The 19857-nt window shown below is 64.9% G+C and carries 16 protein-coding genes; 7 read left to right on the plus strand and 9 right to left on the minus strand.

The genetic code is table 11. The features are described 5' to 3' along the window. Positions 1-36: 36 nt before the first annotated feature. Positions 37-519, plus strand: a complete 483-nt coding sequence (locus GA615_RS10650; RefSeq protein ID WP_152051274.1) for a hypothetical protein — start codon at positions 37-39, stop codon at positions 517-519. 18 nt (positions 520-537) lie between these two features. On the opposite strand, the gene GA615_RS10655 is transcribed toward GA615_RS10650, so the two are convergent. From GA615_RS10655 to GA615_RS10665, 4 genes are read right to left on the minus strand one after another with little or no spacing between them, the layout of a single operon-like run. Continuing rightward, positions 538-2970 carry an O-antigen ligase family protein gene (locus GA615_RS10655; protein ID WP_152051275.1) on the minus strand — a complete coding sequence of 811 codons (2433 nt, stop codon included), beginning with the start codon at positions 2968-2970 and terminating at the stop codon, positions 538-540. Further along, positions 2967-4103, minus strand: a complete 1137-nt coding sequence (locus GA615_RS10660) for a glycosyltransferase family 4 protein (RefSeq protein ID WP_235905312.1) — start codon at positions 4101-4103, stop codon at positions 2967-2969. The genes GA615_RS10655 and GA615_RS10660 overlap by 4 nt, the downstream gene beginning before the upstream one ends. After that, positions 4100-4429, minus strand: a complete 330-nt coding sequence (locus GA615_RS28125; RefSeq protein WP_235905316.1) for a hypothetical protein — start codon at positions 4427-4429, stop codon at positions 4100-4102. The genes GA615_RS10660 and GA615_RS28125 overlap by 4 nt, the downstream gene beginning before the upstream one ends. Continuing rightward, positions 4426-6207, minus strand: coding sequence for a proline--tRNA ligase (locus tag GA615_RS10665; protein ID WP_152051277.1), 1782 nt, complete (start codon positions 6205-6207; stop codon positions 4426-4428). The genes GA615_RS28125 and GA615_RS10665 overlap by 4 nt, the downstream gene beginning before the upstream one ends. A 344-nt stretch (positions 6208-6551) precedes the next feature. Here GA615_RS10665 and GA615_RS10670 point away from each other — a divergent pair, with 344 nt between their 5' ends. Beyond that, positions 6552-7802, plus strand: coding sequence for a multiheme c-type cytochrome (locus tag GA615_RS10670; protein ID WP_161602271.1), 1251 nt, complete (start codon positions 6552-6554; stop codon positions 7800-7802). Here the strand turns inward: GA615_RS10670 and GA615_RS10675 are convergent, their stop codons facing one another. Further along, positions 7803-8891, minus strand: a complete 1089-nt coding sequence (locus GA615_RS10675) for a hypothetical protein (protein ID WP_152051279.1) — start codon at positions 8889-8891, stop codon at positions 7803-7805. Between the two features lie 175 nt (positions 8892-9066). Between GA615_RS10675 and GA615_RS10680 the strand changes: the two genes are divergently transcribed. Continuing rightward, complete coding sequence (locus tag GA615_RS10680; protein WP_152051280.1) at positions 9067-13200, plus strand: PVC-type heme-binding CxxCH protein; 4134 nt, start codon at positions 9067-9069, stop codon at positions 13198-13200. A 49-nt stretch (positions 13201-13249) separates the two neighbouring features. Further along, positions 13250-14200, plus strand: a complete 951-nt coding sequence (locus GA615_RS10685; RefSeq protein ID WP_152051281.1) for a 6-phosphogluconolactonase — start codon at positions 13250-13252, stop codon at positions 14198-14200. Between the two features lie 86 nt (positions 14201-14286). On the opposite strand, the gene GA615_RS10690 is transcribed toward GA615_RS10685, so the two are convergent. The 3 genes from GA615_RS10690 to GA615_RS10700 form a co-directional block, all read right to left on the minus strand. Then, entirely contained in the window at positions 14287-14751 is a 465-nt protein-coding gene (locus tag GA615_RS10690) for a hypothetical protein (RefSeq protein ID WP_152051282.1), read from the minus strand. Positions 14752-14843: 92 nt separating this feature from the next. Next, positions 14844-15476, minus strand: a complete 633-nt coding sequence (locus GA615_RS10695) for a redoxin family protein (protein ID WP_161602272.1) — start codon at positions 15474-15476, stop codon at positions 14844-14846. A gap of 199 nt (positions 15477-15675) precedes the next feature. Then, positions 15676-16563, minus strand: coding sequence for a ZIP family metal transporter (locus GA615_RS10700; protein ID WP_152051284.1), 888 nt, complete (start codon positions 16561-16563; stop codon positions 15676-15678). 305 nt (positions 16564-16868) lie between these two features. Here GA615_RS10700 and GA615_RS10705 point away from each other — a divergent pair, with 305 nt between their 5' ends. Then, positions 16869-17156, plus strand: coding sequence for a 4a-hydroxytetrahydrobiopterin dehydratase (locus GA615_RS10705; RefSeq protein WP_152051285.1), 288 nt, complete (start codon positions 16869-16871; stop codon positions 17154-17156). Positions 17157-17207: 51 nt separating this feature from the next. Here GA615_RS10705 and GA615_RS10710 read toward each other — a convergent pair whose 3' ends face one another. Continuing rightward, positions 17208-17411: a small basic protein gene (locus GA615_RS10710; protein ID WP_152051286.1), complete on the minus strand. Its 204-nt coding sequence runs from the start codon at positions 17409-17411 to the stop codon at positions 17208-17210. Positions 17412-17544: 133 nt separating this feature from the next. Between GA615_RS10710 and GA615_RS10715 the strand changes: the two genes are divergently transcribed. Together GA615_RS10715 and GA615_RS10720 are read left to right on the plus strand one after the other, a co-directional pair. Beyond that, positions 17545-18240, plus strand: coding sequence for a phospholipase D-like domain-containing protein (locus GA615_RS10715; protein ID WP_152051287.1), 696 nt, complete (start codon positions 17545-17547; stop codon positions 18238-18240). A gap of 230 nt (positions 18241-18470) precedes the next feature. Next, complete coding sequence (locus GA615_RS10720) at positions 18471-19853, plus strand: efflux RND transporter periplasmic adaptor subunit (RefSeq protein ID WP_152051288.1); 1383 nt, start codon at positions 18471-18473, stop codon at positions 19851-19853. The last annotated feature ends 4 nt before the right edge of the window (positions 19854-19857 follow it).

The following is a 19857-nucleotide window of genomic DNA, read 5'->3' on the forward strand; positions in this document are numbered from 1 at the left end:
CCTTTCCGGCGGATCGGATGGAGTGGAGGAAGACCGATGGACGAAGCCGGTGGCTGCTGCGGACTGCTGGTGATCGTTGTCCTGATCGTTCTGGGGGTGGTCGTCTGGCGAGGGATGCGCAGCGAGCCGGAACCGGCTTCGGTCCCGATTGCCGATCGTGAGGAGAGGATTGAGCAGGCTCCTCCAGTCGAGGCAGAGGCGGGCCCCCCAGAGCAGGAGCGGCCGTTTCACCCAATCGTCGGGTGGTCGTTCACGCCTGGGGCCGTCTTGATTTTGCTGGGCGTGCTTTATGGGCTCGGTCTGTTCTTGATCCGACCGGCGGCCCAGCGGGCCAAGCGCGACGGCGCGAGCAACCAGCAAGCCGCCCTGACGGCGCTGACCCTCTTTGCGATGAGTCCGGTCGTCGTGCCCGTGAAAGGGGTCTGGTACGGGCTCGGTGCGCTGGGAGAGGCACTCACGAGGAACCCGAACGACACCTCGAAACCGCACAAGCCCCGAGGACTGGACGACCTCGACTGACGGATGGGTGGATCGCTCTTACGGAGCTGAGCCACCGGACTCGTCCAAGGGTTCCGGTGACTCGGCGTCCTCCGGGGATCGCCAGGAGGGGATCGAGGCGATCAGACGCTCTCGGGTGGCCTCGGGAAGTTTCTTGTCGAGGTGAGGAACTCGGGCGTCGAGGTCGAGGGCGATCTCGGCCTGATCCACGGCGCGATCGAACTGGCCGACCGCGGCGAGGGCCTCGGCGGCTCGGGCGCGATCGATCGGGCGGGTCGGCGAGAGGTCGGTGGCAATCGTGTAGGAGGCATCAGCGATGATGGCCCGCAGTCGGTCACGAGCGGCCAGAGGAAGATCGGGCCGAGCCTGCAAGATCCGGCGGGCGGAATTGATTCGGGCCATGCGGGCGTCGAGCGATCTCGGGTCGCGCGGAGGGGTGCGGGCGGCTTCGAGCAGGCGCTCGATGCGGTTCCAGACGGCGTCCTCGGGCGGGGCTCCCCGACCGAGCCAGGCGATCAGCTCCAGCTCAGCGAGGGCGAGGTAGGGTCGGGAGGCGTAGAGATCGGCCGCGATGGCGCGGTCGAGCAGATCACCGACCTGATCGAGATCTTCCTGACGCGGGGCAGTCGGACGCTGGGCGAGCAGGGCGTCGGCCTGGTTCATGAGGGTCTGCGATCGCCAGTACGGAGAGACGGTGCCGTAGAAGGTGCCAAGGATCGCCGCCAGCACCGCGGCGGCCGTGAACGGGAAGAACAGACCCGGCAACTCGCGGAGCCGACCGGCGGGGCGATCCTCTCGCAAGTTCAGTCCGAGCGCGGCCAGGCCCCAGAGCATCGAGGCGATCGGAGCGTAACCAATTCCTCCGGCGGCAAGGAGGTTGACAACCGTCGCCAGAATCGCCGCGGCGAACGCGACCGGGGGAATCGAGACGCGGCTCCAGAGCGGCCCCGCCAGGGCAACGGCCAAGCCCCAGCCGAAGCCGAGGATCAGCCAGCGAATCAAACCCTCGTTGTCGTCGCTGAAGATGACCAGATCGCCGAGCAGGAGAACGCCGATCCAGCCCCCGAGTCCTGCCCAGAGGAGGATTGATCGCGGACCTTGAAGACCGACTGGGTTCGGCTCGGACCCGACCGGATCCTTCGAAGGCAACTTCGCCGGCGATTCCGATCGCGCGGGTCCGAACAGATTCCAGAGGACCAGGGCTAGCCCAAGTCCGAGACAGATCACGGCGAACAGTCCAGCGGTGGCCCAGACTTCGAGGATGAGGTTGTGCGGGTCGACGATGTCCTCGCTCGCCTCGACGAGTTTGTGGACCCGGTACTCGGGGCGGAAGTTTCCAGGGCCAAGGCCGGTGAGCCAGGTGTTGCCGTCGGTCAGCACACGCCAGGTGCCGATCCAGTACTCGACCCGGTAGCGCAGCGAGAGGGTGGACTGAGTGATGACTTCCCAGTCGAGCAGGCCGAGTTGCCAGAGTCCGACCGAGGCCAGGATACCGACGACGATCAGCCCAAGGGTGCCGCCAATCACGGTACGACGCCCAAGCCGCGGAGCCATCCAGACGGCAAGGATCGCGACGCCGACGACCAGGCCCGCGAAGGCGCTCCGGCTCTTGGTCAGGAGCAACACGACGAGGATTGCCAGTACCGGAAGGGCGGCCATGAGGAGGGAAAGAAGGGGCGGCCTCTGGGTCGAGGGAGAGTCGCCCTGGCGCCCCCGGTTTCCGATCCCGACCATCAGCAGGCCGATACCCAGCACGAGAGGGCCGACGATGTAACCGGCCAGCGAGTTGGCCAGGGCGAAGGTGGCGTAGGGCTCTCGGGAAAAGAGGACACGGTTGACGAACTGCTCGTACTCGGGGGAGCCGGGGGCGGCGTTGATACCGAGCATCGCCAACATCCGCGCGGGGTTTTGCTCGAACTGGGCGCGGAAGGCGGGTAGCTCGACACCGACCTGATAGAGTGCATAGGCTGACACCGCCGCGGCCGTCGCAGCAAGGACACCGGCCAGGCTTCGGGATTCGTCTCGGGTCCTCGGCAGGCTGCGGAACAGAACATACACGAAGCCGACGCCGACCCACTGCCAGGCCAGGTTGATGGCGACGCGGCGATCGAGCGCTCCGGAAGCACTGACACCGACGGAGGCGATCAGGGCGAGGATGGCCAGGTCGGCCCAAACGAACCGGAAGCGAAGGGTGCGCTCCATCATCGCCCCGACCACCGCCAGGGCCGCGACCGCGAGGAGGGCGAAGGTCCAGGACAATTGCGCGCCGGTCTCGATCTCGGTAGTCCCCTCGGAAGGCCAGTAGGCCCGAGCGACGACGAGCGCCGCCGTCAGCCCGAGGGCAAGCCGCCGAAGGTGTTCGCCGAATCGGGAGGCATCGTCCGGAACCGCCGCCGAGGGGCGGAGGGTGTCCGGGGGTGTCTTCGATCGTTTCCGAGTTTTTCCGGATCGCCCCGCCATAGGAGGAGTCATCCCGTTGGGGTCGAGCGGGCCGGGTCAGGAGAGTCGGTGGGATCTCCCGATCGCTTCGGCCGCGAAAGTTCCAGGATCGCCACGACCCCGAGGACGCAGAGCGTTTGCGAGGCGACCACCGAGGCCCCCCAGCCATCAAGGCGATGCAGCAAGAGCGCACCAAGCCCCCCGGCAAGCGTGACCAGATAAATCGTCCGCACGGCCCAGGGCGGGGTCAACCCGCGCTCGACCAGGCGATGTGAGAAATGACTCCGATCGGCCTGAAAGGGGCTGCGGCCTTCCCGAATGCGAATGATGATGACCGAGACGGTGTCGTAAAGTGGCACGGCCATCACGAGCAATGGGGCCAGAGCGCCGAAGGGGGAGAAGTCGGAGTCGGGGTTGTCTCGCGTGAAGGTGCCGACGACGGTCAATGCTCCGAGCAAAAAGCCGAGGAAATTACTCCCGGCGTCTCCCATGAACAGCTTCGCCGGCGCGGAGTTGTGCACGAGGAACCCGGCCAGGGCTCCGGCCAGAACGAGCAGGACCGCAGGCACAAAGAGAGCGCCAACGGCGATCTGAGCCCCGACGAACAGCAAGGCGACAATCAGACCGACCCCTGCGGACAGCCCGTCCATGTTGTCGAGGAAGTTGAACGAATTGGTCAGGCCGACGACCCAGAGCAAGGTGACGGCCCATCGCACGGGAGCCCAGCCGAATGGCCCGAACAGGGTAATCTGCGCCCCGGCCGCAATCAGCCCGACCGCCGCGAGGACCTGGAGCGCGAGCCTCGGCTTCCAGTCGATCCGGAAGCGATCGTCCGCGAGGCCGACGAGCATCATTCCCGTGGCCAGGCCGACGATCATCCAGAGCTGCCCGACACGAAGCAATGACCCTGAGGCGTAGTCGGCGACGCTTCGGGGCACTGGCAGGTTCCAGGCAACCCAGGCCGAGCCCAGGCCGAGCACCAGCACGACCGATCCCCAAATGGCCACACCGCCGCCGAGCGGGGTCGGGGCCTTGTGAGCCTTGCGGCCTCCGGGCGAGTCGATCAGGCCGACCTTCGGCGCGGCCCATCGCACGACCCAGCAGAGCAGATAGCAAAGCAATCCGCCCACGCCAAACAAACCCAGACCGGCCAGCGCCTCGGTCACGGTCGGACCTCCGGGCGGTCCGGGGTCGAGTCGGTGGGGGCGGATTTCGGTTCGGAGGTCGATGGGGTCGCATCTCGGCGACTTTGCCGCAGCGTCAGACTTGCATCGAGGATGCAGGAGGCCATGAGCAGCACGAAGCCGATCGTGACGATCCCGAAGGTCCACCACTCGACGGGTCGGTCGGGGGGCCAGCCGGGCCGATCTCCGCCTCGACCGACCAGGACGATGGCCATCGGCCCGCCGAAGGTCATCATCGTGAGGAGGATGAACAGGAGCATCGGCCGCAAGCGAGGAGGCAAGGCGGGGCCGGTCTTCGAAGGGCTCATCCGGCAGTTCCTCGACGCGAGGCCCGCTGCTCGGCGCGCTCATCCACACGTTGCTGCTCGGCCTGCCGGGCAGTGATGATGTGGTTGACGACCTCCTGGGGAGCGTTATCGGCCGAGACGGTGAAGGCCTGTCCCTCGTGCCGCCACTTGAGCTCGATCTTGCTTTCCTTCAGGCCCCGCTCCCCGATGACGACCCGAAGCGGAATGCCGATCAGGTCGGCGTCCTTGAACTTCGGTCCCGGGCGCTGGTCACGGTCGTCGATCAGAACATCGACCCCGGCGAACTTGAGGGCACCGGCGACCTCGTGGGTCAATTTCATCACCTCGCCGTCGGGATCGACCTGCAACGGAACGATCAGCACTTCGTAAGGCGCGAGGCTCAGGGGCCAGATGATGCCGTTGGCGTCGTGGCCGGCCTCAACCGCCGCGGCGACGATCCGGTTCACGCCGATCCCATAACAGCCCATGATCAGGGAGCCGGTCTTCCCCTCGGCATCCTGGAACTGAGCACCCATCGCGTCGGAGTACTTGGTGCCGAGCTTGAAGACGTGGCCAATCTCAATGCCGTTGCCGACCTTCAGCGGATCGCCACAGCGGGGGCAGGGGTCGTCGGCCTCGGCATTGCGGAGGTCCACGACGCGGTCGATCGAGAAGTCGCGGCCGGGGACCACATTCGTGAGGTGGACGTCTTCGGTGTTGCCGCCGACGACGACGCGGGGCATGATCGCGACCGAAGGGTCAACCGCCATCGGGATTTTCAGATCGACCGGGCCGAGGAATCCCATCGGCGCTCCGGTCGCCTTTTCGACGGTTTGCGGGTCGGCCGGTTCGAGCGTGACGGCGTTGAAGGCGCGTCGGACCTTCCCCTCGTTCGCCTCGTGATCGCCCCGGATGAGGGCGGCGACCGGCTTGCCGTCGGCGAGGAAGACGAGCAGCTTGGCCGTCTCCTTCGGCTTGACCTTGAGGAAGGAGGCGACCTCCTCAATGGTCCGCTTCCCGGGGGTCTCGACGGGAGAGGCCGGCGGGACATCGTTCGAGGCAGGGGGGTGACCGTCCTTGGCACCGATCTCGGCCTTCTCGACATTCGCCGCGTAGCCGCACGATTCGCAGTGGATGAGCAGGTCTTCTCCCGACGGCGAGGGGACCATGAACTCGTGCGAGGCGTCGCCGCCGATCGGGCCACTCTCGGCCTCGACGGCAACGTAGGGGAAGCCGCAGCGGTCGAAGATGCGACAGTAGGCCTCGTACATGCGGTCGTAGCTGGCGTTCAGGTGATCGAGGTTTGCACCGAAGCTGTAGGCATCCTTCATCAAGAACTCGCGGGTCCGGACGATGCCGAACCGGGGCCTCGGCTCGTTACGAAACTTCGTCTGAATCTGATAGGCCGTGACGGGAAGCTGGCGGTAGGAGGTGATGAAGGCCCGGGCGATGTCGGTGATGACTTCCTCGTGCGTCGGGCCGAGGCAGACCTTCTTGTCGGCCCCCAGGTCGAACTTGATGAGCACCTCGCCCATCGTGCCAACGCGGCCAGTTTCCTCCCAGAGTTCGATCGGGTGGAGCGCGGGCATCAGCAGTTCGAGCGCTCCGGCCTCGTCCATCTCTTGCCGGACGATCTGCTCGGCCTTCTTCAGAACTCGGAGTCCGAGCGGCAGGTAGGAGTACGTCCCCGCCCCGAGCTGACGGATCATTCCGGCTCGCAGCAGCAAGACGTGGCTCGGGGCCACGGCGTCGGCCGGAGACTCCTTCTGGGTCGGGATCAGGGCGTTCGACCAGAGCACGGTTTCCACTCCCGGTGCAATTCCGATGCGATGCGTTGCAAAGCGAAGTGAGGCGAGCGTGAGCGGGTTCGAGGCAGGAGTTGCAGCGATCTCGACAACGTTCCTGGCGCGACCCGAATTCCCGGTGTTTCCCGTGAAACGGAATCGAGCGAGTCGTCCGAACCCTTCGAACGAACCCCAAGCCCTGTCGCAACGGCTCGGGCTCGGGGTGCTGAGTTTACCAGAAGTCCCCCTTCCGGAAGAAGATGTCGACGCCCCCAGACCAAACCGATAGACTCGAGACTTCATCTCAATTCCGCGATACGCCCTTGTCGATCTCGAATCGCTCGGGAGCCCTCTCCGCCATGACATCGAACGATCCCGGTTCGGAGGCTTCGTCGCCGGCTCCCGATGTCGGAGCCAGGGTCCGGGAAGCGGGTGTGGTGTTGCTGGTCTGTGTGATCGGGCTTGGCGGTCTGCTCTGGGGCCTGAACCGGAAGCCCGCCGCAGTGGACGATCCAGGCCGAGGCGCCTCGGCAATCCATCCGGCCGGAATCGCTCGGGAAGACTTCATCGGCGACAGCGCCTGTGCCGAGTGTCATCCGTCGATCGCCTTCTATCACGATCAGAATGGCCACAGTCGGACGTTTCGCCGGGCGGCCGATCGATCACTTGCCGATCGGCTGGATGGTCGGGTGGTGGCGGACCCGGAACGGCCGGGAGTTTCCTGGGAGTTTCTGCTAAAGGATGAACGATTCTCGGTTGAGCGTCGGCATGGAAATCGAGTGGATCGCTTGCCGATCGAGTTCGCCCTTGGCTCGGGCTACCACGCCACCACCTTCGTGAGCCGGATCGAGGGGGACGACGAGGAGGCCGAGGGCAGGGGGGATCTGACCCTCCGCGAGCATCGTCTGACCTATTATCACGACGACTCGATCCGGCTGACTCCCGGCCAGAAGAAGGCAACCGCCCTGCCAGGGACCGACGCGCTGGGTCGGATCGTTCGAGGGGACGAGGCGTTCGACTGCCTCTCCTGCCATGTGACGTTGACCTCGGGAACCGACGCGGACCTCTTTGACGACGAGACGATGATCCCGAACGTCACCTGCGAGCGCTGTCACGGGCCCGGTCGATCGCACCTTGAGGACGCCCGACGAGGTGTCGACCCCGATGCCCTGGTGATGCCCTTTGGGCCGACTCGGAATTCGACCGAGGACCAAATGCGACTCTGTGGCGCCTGCCATCGGCACCCGGCCGACGCACCGCCCAATACCATTCGACCCGACAACTTCGAGTTGATCCGCTATCAGCCCGTCGGCCTCATGCAATCGGCCTGCTACACCCAGAGCAACGGCGCCCTGAGCTGCACCACCTGCCACGATCCGCACCGCCGCCCCAGCACCGACCCGGCCTTTTACACCGCCGCCTGTCTCTCATGCCACACGCCGACACAGCCCGAACAGGTTCCGTGTCCGGTGTCTCCCTCACAGGATTGCACGTCGTGCCACATGCCCCGGCTCGACTCGGGGCAGGGGATCTTTTTCTCGGACCACTGGATTCGCGTGCGGGACGAATTGTCTCCTAAGCCTGAGAATCACCCGAACGAAACCGAGTGATCAGGGCGTGGTCGATCCCGATGCGTGTTCGACGGGTTCGCCCTCGCCGATCGCTCCGGCAAGCGGAGCCTTCTCCGCAGCCAATGCTTCCGAGAGCGCCGTCACCGCCCAGCAGGTCCCAGAGACGGAGATGAACGAGGACTCGCCATGCGGGTCTCCGTTGTCGAACATCGTCTGGAACGGTCGGGCGCGGGTCTGGACGAACCAGGAGCCGTCATCGCACTGGGAGTCGATCAGGAAGGCGAGGCCGCGCCGGTAGGCAGGGTCGGACGTCGAGAAGCCGGTGCGGGCGAGCAGGGCAAGGGCCTGCCCGGTGGCGTAGGCGTCGCTTTGGCTCTCGGAGTCGTCGAGCTGCGACCAGCCGCCGTCGTCGCGCTGGGCCTTGAGGATGGCGGATCGGGCGGCGTCGATCGCCTCGGGATCGGCGTCGAGCAGCCAGAGCCCCCAAAGCTTCGCCGCGCGGTCCTCGGCATCGGCGGGCTCGACCTGGAGGAGCCAGTCCTTCGCCTTCTGCTCGGCACGGTTGGCGAGGGCGCGATAGGGCCGGGGAGCAAACTGCTGGATTCCGTAGGCGGCCAGGGTGGAGCACATGATGTGCGAGCCTTCGAGCGGAGGACGCCCGCTGTTGCTCTTCCATCGCCCCGAGGACTCCTGATTCTTCAAGAGGAAACCGACCATCGCGTCCGACAGCTCGTCGCGCGGCCGGTCTCCTTCCAGAAAGGCCCAGAGGCCGTAGCCGACGGTCATCGACGAGCCGCCGATGCCTGTTCCTTTTTCAAGCTGTTCGAAGCGCGTCTCGAACGAATCGGCCGAGAAGGCGACGATTTCGGCGAGGAGGTCCCGATCGACCTCGACCCCCGCCCGATCGGCGGCGACCATCGCCATCGCAGGCAGCGTTTGATGGTGACAGGTGAAGCAGTCGCGGTGATTCGGGTAGTTCCTCGCGGCCGCCTCGACGCGGACGAGGCCGCGCTCGATGCGCTCCCGAATCGCCTCGGTGTTCGGCCCGTCGTCCGCTCGGGCAAGACCGGCGGCACTCAAGGGGAGGAGGAGCAACACGGCCAAGCATTGCGTGCAATCAATCATCATTCATGGCTCCCTGTGTGCGAGGCGGGGATGTCCTTGCTTGATTGTCCGCCTCATGCGGGAGGGGGGCAAGCCACCGAATTGAGCGGCGGGGCGATCACTGGTATGGTGATCCATCATGCCCGGACGCACGCGGGGTCTCGCCCTCTCCCCTGTGACCTGCGAAACGAGACGCGCCATGACGTGTTCACGACTCGGTTTTCCGTTGATTTGCGCGGTGCTTGCCGGCGTGCTGCCGGCCTTGCCGGTGATGGCGCAGGAGGAGGCGAAGCCCCTCGGCGGCGTGGTGCCGAGCGACGCCGACGGCCGACCCCTGAATCTTGGCTTCGAGACCGGCACGCTCGATGACTGGATCGCCGAGGGGGACGCCTTCCGCGACCAGCCGATCGAGGGGGACACCGTCTCCGCCCGCCGGTCGGACATGGTGAGCAACCACGCGGGCCGCTTCTGGGTCGGCACGTTCGAGCGATCCGGGGATGAGCCGAAGGGGACGCTTACGTCGGTTCCCTTTGTCGTCTCGCAGCCATTTGCCAGCTTCCTGCTCGGGGGAGGGGCGCACCGGGGGACTCGGGTGGAGCTTCGGCTAGCCGACTCGGAACGGGTCATCGCCGAGGCCACGGGCGAGAATGCCGAGGACATGAGCCGGGTGGTGGTGGACCTGTCGAAGCATCAGGGGGAACGCATTCAGATTCGCCTCGTCGATGACGTGTCCGGCGGCTGGGGTCACCTGAACTTCGATGACTTTCGCTTGCACGAGGAGCGCCCGAACGTCCCCGCGCGGGACCCGCTTCCTCCGCAGGACCAGATTGCCCACGCCGGTCTGACTCCCGAGGAATCGGCCGCGGCGATGACGGTCCCGGAAGGCTTCCGCGTCACGCTCGCCGCGGGAGAGCCGGATGTGGTGCGGCCGATCGCGCTGGCGATTGACGATCGGGGGCGTGTGTGGGTCCTCGAAAATCACACGTATCCGTTCAAGGCTCCGGAAGGGGAGGGGAAGGACCGCATCCTCATCTTCGAGGACGAAGACGGCGACGGGCGGTTCGATTCGCGGAAGGTCTTCCATGAAGGCCTGAACATGGCGACCGGCCTGGAACTGGGCTTCGGTGGCGTGTGGGTCGGGGCTGCTCCGGAGTTGCTGTTCATTCCCGACCGGAACGGCGACGACGTGCCCGACGGTGAGCCGGTCGTCCTGCTCGACGGCTGGGGCTTGCAGGACACGCACGAGACGCTCAACAGCTTCACCTGGGGCCCCGACGGCTGGCTCTACGGCTGCCACGGCGTGTTCACGCATTCAAAGGTCGGCAAGCCGGGAACTCCTGATGAGGAACGCATCCCGATCAACGCCGGTGTCTGGCGTTACCACCCGACGAAGCACGAGTTCGAGGTTTTCGCCCACGGCACGAGCAACCCCTGGGGGGTCGACTTCGACCAGTATGGCAATTGCTTCATCACCGCCTGCGTGATTCCTCACCTCTACCACATGATCCCCGGCGGGCGTTATCAGCGGCAGGCGGGGCAGCACTTCAACCCGTACACGTACGACGACATCAAGACGATCGGCGATCATGTCCACTACCTCGGCCGCACGCCGCACTCCGGCAACGACCGGTCTGACGCCGCCGGCGGCGGCCACGCCCATTCCGGCCTTCTCATCTATCAGGGGGACGCCTGGCCCGAGGAGTACCGCGGCTCGCTCCTGATGAACAATATCCACGGCGCCCGACTGAACCGCGACCTCGCCGAGCCCTCTGGCTCCGGGTTCATCGGCCGCCACGCCCCCGACTTCCTCCTGGCCAACGACCGCGCCTCTCAGATCCTCGCGTTCAAGCAAGGGCCGGACGGGAACGTCTGGATGATCGACTGGTACGACCTCCAGCAGTGCCACGTCCCAAACGCGAGTGTTCATGACAGGAGCAAGGGACGAATCTTCAAGGTCTCGTATGGCGATCAGGCACCGGCTGAGGCCGTCGATCTCCGCGCCCTGGGAGAGGTCGAGCTGTCCTCCCACGCGCTCCAGGTCCGGCCGATCGTCAAAAATGGGGCGTGGTCGTTTACCGAGCACCTGAGCAATCCCTGGGCATTCACACACGCTCGCCGCCTCCTGCAAGAGCGGGGCATGTCGCCCGCGTTGAAGGAAGAGCTGCCACCCGGGGTACTTGAAGGCATTGGTGGTGGCGTCAAGCATGCGCAGATCTTCCATCAGCTCGCCGAGTCGGTCCGCCTCCGGTGTCTCTGGCTGCTGCACACGACTGGCGGACTAGACGAAGCTCATATTCGTCGAGGCCTCACGGATGAGGGTCCCCACGTTCGCTCCTGGACGATCCGCCTTACGATGGAGGACAGGGCCCCCTCGGATGCAACCCTCGCCACCTTCGTTGAGTTGGCGAAGTCAGATCCCTCCCCTGTCGTCCGCCTCGAACTCGCCTCGGCCCTCCAGCGGATGCCCGTCGATTTGCCTGCCCGCTGGGACATCCTTGAAGCGCTGACAACCCACGCCGAGGACGCCGACGACCACAACATCCCGCTCATGCTCTGGTACGCCCTCGAACCGGCGGCGGCGAGCGATCCGGGCCGGGCCCTGAGCCTGGCGTCCCGCTCGCCGATCCCGAGACTCCTGGAGTTCACGGTTCGGCGGATCGGAGCCATCGGGACGAATGAGGCGATTGCGATGCTCGTCGACGGCCTGGCCTCGGCCGAGTCGATGGGAGCAAGGAAGACGATCCTGGGCGGAATCAACGAGGCACTGAGAGGTCGGCGTCAGGTGCCGATGCCCGAGCGATGGCCAGCAGTCTTCCGAACACTGCTCGACGAGGGAGACGCCGACCTCCGATCGCAGGGGACCGCCCTGGCCCTGACCTTCGGCGATGCGTCGGCGCGGGATGTCCTACTCGACCTGGTGACGGATCGGGCGGCCGATCCGGACCTCCGGCGCGAGGCGCTTGAGGCCCTCCGACGTGCCCGAGCACCGGGCCTGGCGGGACAGCTTCGCCACCTGATTGGGGACCCGGCGGTGAGGGGGCCGGCGCTGCGAGCGCTGGCGGACTTCGACGATGTGGAGACGCCCGAGTCGGTCCTGGAGGTGTATCCTGACTTGCCGCTCGCCGAGAAGCGAGACGCTTTGAACACGCTTGCCTCGCGGCCGTTCTACGCCCGAGCGTTGCTCGACGCGGTGGGGCAGGGGACCGTGGCCGGGAGTGACCTGTCGGCCGATCTGGTGCGCCAGCTCCGCAACCTCGACGATGAGGCCGTGACCGCAAAGATCGCCGAGGTCTGGGGCACCGTCCGCGACACCCCCGCCGACCGGGCCGAACGGATCGCTACGTTCAAGGGGATGCTCACCTCCTCGCCCGAACATGAGCCGGATGTGGCCCTCGGCCGCGCTGTGTTTGTGAAGACGTGCGCACAATGTCACGTGCTGTTCGAGCAGGGGGGGAATGTTGGTCCCGAGCTGACAGGATCGAACCGGGCAGATCTCGATTACATCCTTTCGAACGTGCTCGACCCCTCGGCCCTGATCGGCAAGGATTATCAAGCCCATCTGGTGGCCACGAGCGATGGGCGCATCCTCACGGGCATCATCAAAGGTGAGAGTGAGGATGCCATCACGCTCTTGACCGCGAATGAGACGATCACGATACCCCAGGACGAGGTCGAGGAGCGCCAGCTCAGCGACCTGTCGATGATGCCCGATGACCTCTGGGCGAACGTCTCGAATCACGAGATCCGATCGCTCGTGGCCTATCTGGCCAGTCCCTCGCAGGTGCCGGTCCTGCTCACGCAAGACACGGCGCAAATGATTTTCAATGGTGAGGATCTGACCGGCTGGGTCGGCAATCCAGCGTTGTGGAGCGTCGAGAACGGCGAAATCGTCGGCAAGACCGATGGCTTGAGGCGCAATGAGTTTCTCAGGAGCGAACTGGTCGCGGGGGATTTCCGACTCACCTTGGAGGTCAAGCTCACCCCGAACGCCGAGAACAGCGGCATTCAGTTCCGAAGCGAACCCCTGCCCGAAGGAGAAGTGAAGGGCTACCAGGCCGACATCGGCGCTGGCTGGTGGGGCAAGCTGTACGAGGAGCACGGTCGAGGCTTGCTCTGGGACACACCGGGAGATGCTCACGTGAAGCTCGGCGAGTGGAATACGTACGAGATCATCGCCCGAGGATCGAAGATCACAACCTCGATCAACGGCAAGCCATGCGTTGACCTCGATGATCCTGAAGGAAGCCGCCGGGGCATCTTTGCGCTGCAATTGCACTCGGGAGGGCCGATGGAGGTCCGATTCCGCAACCTGGTCCTTGAGCCGCTCGATTAATTTGATCCAAGAATCCGATTCCTCCCTTTTTGATGGAGCCCGCCCGCGCATGAACCTACTGACCACCCTTGCCGGATCGATGATGGAAGGGTTCCTCCCTTCCGGCTGGGACCTCGCGAAGATTGACGCCTGTTGCTCGCATCCCGCGGCCTCGGTCACGGAACGCCAGGCGTTCTGGAACGAGCGCTTCGAACCGATCCCCTGCAAAACGGTCGAAGACTTCGACGTGATGATGGGTCACGAGATCGCCAAGAAAATCAGGGACGCCCGCACGCAGGGGCGAGAGCTGGCCATGATCCTCCCCGTCGGCCCGATGGGGATGTATCGCTGGGCCGTCTACTTCCTGAAGGAGTGGGGCGTCTCGGCCGATCACGTCCACGGATTCAACATGGACGAATGGTCGGATGCCTCCGGCAACACGCTGCCGGGCAACGATCCCGGCGCGTTCACGAACGCGATGGAGGCCGCCTTCTACGGCCCGCTCGGTTCGGCGAGCGTGCCGAAGGAGCATCGCTGGTTTGCCACGGCGGACCGGCTCCCTGAGTACGGCGACCGGATCGCCGACCTGAAGAAAGGGGGGGCGGAGCTGGTCGTGATTTTCGGCATCGGCCGCGTCTGCCACATTGCGTTCTGGGAACCGCATTTCGCTTGCGAGTATCCCGACGTCGAGACCTGGAAGGCCCAGACGCACCGGATCGGTGCGCGGCTCCACCCGCTCACGATCGAGCAAAACGCCCTGACCAGCTTCAAGAGCCGGACGACGCTGGTACCGGCCTTCGCCAATACGATCGGCCCGGGTCTGTTCCTCCAGGCCGACCACATCATCGGTGGCTGCGACGGCATCCTCGGCCGGGGGATGCAGTGGCAGGGGATGAGCCTCTGGATGACCCTGCGCTACGGCCCCGACCCCTGGATTCCCAGCTCGTTCATGCCCACCCTGCCGGGCCGCCTGTTCTTCCTTCAAGAACTCGCCGGGCCGCTGGAACCGGAAATGAACTGATCACCCATCAGGTGACACCTGGCCTTGTGAGTCGGGAGGCAGCAGTGCCTCCCGACTCACAAGGCACTTGATCCGAAGATCTGCGATCACTCCTGAGTGTCCGAGTGCGGGGCCGGAGCCTCGTTCGGGGCACTCGGGGTCGCTTCATCCTCAAGGGACGGGGACTCGGGCCCTTTCGGAGTGTCCGGCGTGGCGACAGAGGTGGATGCGCGGAGCAAGGCCCCCCGGCTCACACTCCCCTTGCAGCAGTCGAGCAACGGCGCATCGGTGGCGGGGACCGTCGCATGATCTGGCGTGGTCTCGCCACCGGGCATTACGCAGGCATCGGCTTCCTCGTCGACGAGGAGCAAGGGGCACGGAGCGGCCGGCATGGTGTCGGAGCAAGGCAAGGAGCCAGACGCGCTGCACAATGGCTGACCGGCTCCTCCTCCAAGGAAGCGATCGAGCCCCTCGGGATCGAGGTAGGCATAGCCGGTCGAAAGGCCAAGGAAGGTTACGGCAAAGAGGCTTGTTCCTGCGATCGAACTTCGGGGGCGAGACGGCATTCCCATCGTATCGGGGCTCCGATTGGTTGGAGAAACGCTGGAGGAAGGTCGGAAGGGATTCGCTCACTCGGGAAATCGGACAGGGCTCCGTCCGGGGCTTACGACGAGTCCTCGCCGAAGTCAGGCAAGGTACAGCCGATGGCTTCGGTACGGGGTGTTCGCACCGGATCACCGGCCAGGACGGCGGCAATCGCGTCGAGCAGGTCTTCCGAGCGGACGACCTGCCTGCGTCGTCCAAGATCGTAGAACTGGTCGTTGATTCGTCCCTGATATCGGACGGCTCCTTGATCATCGAGGACGACGGCCGAAGGGACCGTCTCGACCCCCAGTTCCCGGGCGAGGCGGCCCGCACCGAGGCGGCCGATTGGGAATTTCAGGGCGAACTCCTTCGCATGGGTATCGACCTGGGCATCAGTGAGGTCGGCATCGACGAATAGGCCGATGAACCGCACGCGATCGGAGTCGATTTGCGCGGCGATCCGGTTGAGCGTTGGACTGTACTGGTTCGAGTTTGGACAAGGGGTCCAGAGGAAGACCACCGCCAGGACTCCACCGTCCGGAGCGTGCAGACTCAGGGGAGTTCCGTCCAGTCCCCGGACCTCGGTCGCAAGAGTTCGGGGTGCTTGTGATTCGTGAACGGCGGAACCCGCAACGCCGCACGCCGTCAGCATCACTCCCAGGAGACCTACGGCCTCAAGGGTTCGTCGATGTTTTTCCAATCGTCCAGTCATGAGCGAGGGTCCCTCCTTTGGCTGAGGGTACTCCAGAATCTCATTCCAGGTTTCGAGGTCGGGGTCTCTCGCCGGGCTCAGCATTCGGGGTGAAGGGAATCGAGTGTATCGCAATCCCTCGCGGTTCGCTCAGAAAACCCCATGAAAACTCTCAAGACCTGGGAGGGAAGCCCCGATCACTGGACGACGCGACGAAGGGTCAGGAACCCTCTGCCTGAATGGCGTGATCGTGAGTGTCGTGATCATTCGCCGAGTGGGCATGCTCCGACTCGCCGAACGACGACAGGAACATCAGCCCCAGGCCGAGCAGAAAGGCGACGGAGAGCTTCGTACGGTCGTGCGAGTGAAAATGCAGTTCGGGCAGCAGGTCGCTCAGGGCAATGCACAGAAAGGTTCCGGCCGAGAAGGCCAGGGCAGACGCGGTCACGATCCCCGACCTTGGTGCATCGAGCAGCAAGACGCCGATCAGGAACAAGGCCACGCCAATCGGAATCATCAGAGAGAAGCCGAAGTTCACCAGATGGGCCATCGCCGGAGTGGTGCGGGCCCGGAGCATCAGGCTGATGACCGTCAGTGCATCGGCGGGTTTATGAACGATCGTCGCCAGCAAGACTCCCCAACTTGCTGCGCCGAAGGCTCCTTTCGTCTCAAAATCGGCCACGACCGCACTGGCCAGGGCGACCCCACCGATCAGGCTATGAACGGCCAGGCCGATGACCGCCGCCGCCCAGTTCAGGGTTGGCGATTCGAACCGACCGTGATTTGAATCACGGCCAGGCTCGTGATCGTGTGGATGCCCGCACGAATCGGTCGCGTCGGGAGCCTCATGCTGGTGGAACGAGAAGAAGCGTTCGAGCAGGAACAGGGCGGTCAGCCCCGCGGCGGCCCATCGGAGCGTTCCCGCCGATCCGAGCGCGACGGCCTCGGGCATCATGTGAAAAAAGGCCGCGCCGAGCATCGTCCCGGCGGCGAAGCTCAGATAGAGTTGAAGCCGCGTATGCGTCAGCGTCGCGATGAGCGGGAGCAATCCGCCGAGCAGACTGACAACGACAATCGCAAGGCAAGAGAGGGCCAGAGCCAGGGTCATGCGACGGCCCTCCCGGGGCCGATCAGGGCGGATTCGGGGTTGCAGGAGACAGCGATCCGCGCCCGAACACAGCCCGCTGAAGATTGAGGGATGGCCCAGCGAATCGCTTCTGGGGGAGTGTCGATGATGCCTGGATTTCGCCCGGATCCTCCGCAGCTTCGAGGGAGGCCCAAGAGGGGCCCCTTGCCCTCTCTGCCAGCGCGGGGGATAATCAGGATTCGATCGATTTGGACCGGAATCCCGCCGAGTTTAGGCTCGTCGGGAGCATCGCAATCGCTCCGAATCCGATCCGCGAGGGGCGAGCCATGAAGAAGCTCCACGACGACGAGATCCAGGTTCGGATCGCAACGATTCCGGGCTGGGAGCATGTCGGCGACATGCTCGTCCGCACCTGGCAGTTTGCATCAGGCCGACGCGGGCTCGACTTCACCAACCAGGCCTGGGCCGTGGCGGATCGGCTCAAGCATTACCCGGAGATCGTGCTCAGCTATCGCACGGTACGGATCGAGGTCAACAGCCGAGACGAGGGCGGGCTGACCGATCGAGACTTTCAACTCGCCAGCGAGTTAAATGCCTTGCCGGACGATCGCTAAGCACAGATTCGAGACGCGTCAGCGGAGAGACGGGTTGAGGGAACTCCTCCCTCAGTCCTGACCGCTTTCCGGTCGCTTCGGCCCCGACTGACCGGCGGCCAGATCGCGGTGGCGTGTCTTCGGAAGTCCGTAGACCGGGTGATCGTGGTCCCAACGGCCGTCTTCCTGGAGGATCGCCAGTCGCTCGGCTCGGGTTTGCACGTTACGCTGACGGGAAAGGCCGCTGGCCTTCTTCAAGCTTTTGTCCATCGACATCGGAACAACTCCCAACCCCCTTCCTCCCGAGGTCGGGGGGCACGATATTGGTTCTGAGGCGCCTTCGATCCGGGCCGGAACGAGGCATCATAACACCCCCGACCGGCCCACTGCAAGCCGACGAGCCGCACCGATGCCCAATGCCGATCGCATCGACGCCCTGCTGGGCCAGACCCTCGACGATTTCCGGCTCTCCCGATCCGAGCGACAGGCGATTGACAAACTGCTCGACGAGCAGAATGCCGATCCCGCCGACGAAGCCTTCTGGCGAAGTCGAGCGTTCGCCCTGGCCCGCCGCGCCCAATCAGACGGCGGAGGTCCGGAGATTCTCGACTGGCTGGAAGGGATCGAGAAGCTGCTGGCCCACCGAGCCGCGTCAGCACGCGATGCCCCGGCGGAATCGGCCGCCTACTTTACCCCCGGTGACTCCGGCCCTCGGGCCATCGCCGGTCTGTTCAACCGAGCCCGGCATTCGGTAGACGTTTGCGTCTTCACGATCACCGACGACCGGATCGCGTCGGCCATGCTCGACGCCCACCGGCGAGGGGTCTCCCTGCGGGTCATCAGTGATGATGAGAAGGCACACGACACCGGCTCAGACATCCGGGAACTGCGCCGCGCCGGAATCTCACTGCACACCGACCGTGACCCGAACCACATGCACCACAAGTTCGCCGTCTTCGACCGAACGACCTTGTTAACCGGAAGCTACAACTGGACTCGGGGGGCGGCCGAACATAACTTCGAGAACTTCATCATCACCAACGAAGCCGGGCTCGTCACCTCCTTTGTCCGCGAGTTCGAGCGACTTTGGGGTCTGCTCCGGTGATTGCTCCAAGCGATCGAAGATCGGTTCTCCCCTGGCCGTTTGGAAAGAGCCCGAGTGACAGGGGGTTCTTTATCTTGAAAGGTCTCGGATTGGATTTCGTTCCGGGGCACTGAGAGAGCGCACCGTCAGGACAGGGTCGACGAGAACGGGACGCAACCCGTAGGATAATTCCGATCAACACGATTGCTCGGGGTTGATTCTTCACCCCATTCTCGGAGCTCCTCGACACCATGATCCGGTTCGCCCCATCCCTCGGCCGAGCGTTGGCCTTGACCGCTCCGACGATTGTCTGCGCGGCCCTGACCGGTTGCGAACGTGCCGAGCCCTCGGTTGTTGAGACCGGGCCTCCGGTTGTCTCGGTCAGCCGACCTTTGGTTCAGCCCGTGGTTGACTACGACACGTACACCGGACGGACGCGAGCGGTTTCGACGGTCGAGATCCGGGCTCGCGTCCAGGGCTATCTGAAAGAGATCCGCTTCGAGGCTGGCGATCTGGTCGAGGCAGGCCAGGTTTTGTTTGTGATTGATCCGCGAGAGTATGAAGACGCCGTCGCCCTGGCCGAGGCCAGAGTCGAACAGGCCAAGGCCCGCACTCGACTGGCCGCCGTAGAGCGTGATCGTTACCGAACACTTGCCCAGCGCGACGTCGGCAGTCGCCAGGATTTCGACCGCGCTGCCGCCGCCTACGACGTGGCCGTGGCCGAGGCCAAAGGGGCCGAGGCGGAGCTCCGCCGTGCCCGACTCGACCTGAGCTTCACGGAGGTCACCTCTCCCATCACAGGGCAAACCGGAGCGCACATGGTTGATGTCGGCAACCTGATCACCGTCGGCAAGACCGACGACAACCTGCTGACAACGATTGTCTCGGTTGATCCCATGTTCGTCGACTTCGACGTGGATGAGCGAGCCTTGCTTCGATACCGGAAAAACGCCTCAGAGCGCCGGGGAGAGGAACTCGACGCCACCCGCATTCGGGAAGCGATGGTTCCGGTCGAGATGGGCCTGGCCGTCGAACCAGGCTACCCGCACGTCGGGATTCTCGACTTTGCCGACAACCGAATCGATCCGAATACCGGCACCCTTCGAGCCCGGGGGGTCTTCCCCAACCCGAACCAACTGCTCTCTCCGGGGCTGTTCGCAAGGGTTCGGATTCCCCTCGGCAAGCCCGAGGACGCCATCCTGATTGCCGAGTCGGCACTCGGCTCGGATCAGGGAATTCGCTTTGCCTATGTGGTGGATGACGAGAATCGGGTCGAGCGTCGGCTGGTTGGGCTCGGCCCGGTCGTCAGCGGGATGGCCGTCGTGACCGAGGGACTTACGGCCGATGACCGCGTGATCGTGACCGGCATCCAGCGAGTCCGCGAGGGGATCGTCGTCGAACCCCGAGACGTTCCCATGCCCATGCCTCCCGGAACCGAGGAAGCCCTGGCCGTGGCCTCAGAGGAATCGGCCGATCTCGAAGTCCCCAACCTGCCCACCATCGGCATCACCGAGGCTGCGGGAATGGATGAGCCGGAGTTGCCCCCCACAACCGACGAGACCGATACCAGCACCAGCCCCAACGCTGAGGTCGATCCCGCGTCCGAATCGACTCCCGATCCTGACGCCCCTTGAGGAC

The sequence above is a fragment of the Tautonia marina genome, assembly GCF_009177065.1.
Taxonomy (GTDB): domain Bacteria; phylum Planctomycetota; class Planctomycetia; order Isosphaerales; family Isosphaeraceae; genus Tautonia; species Tautonia marina.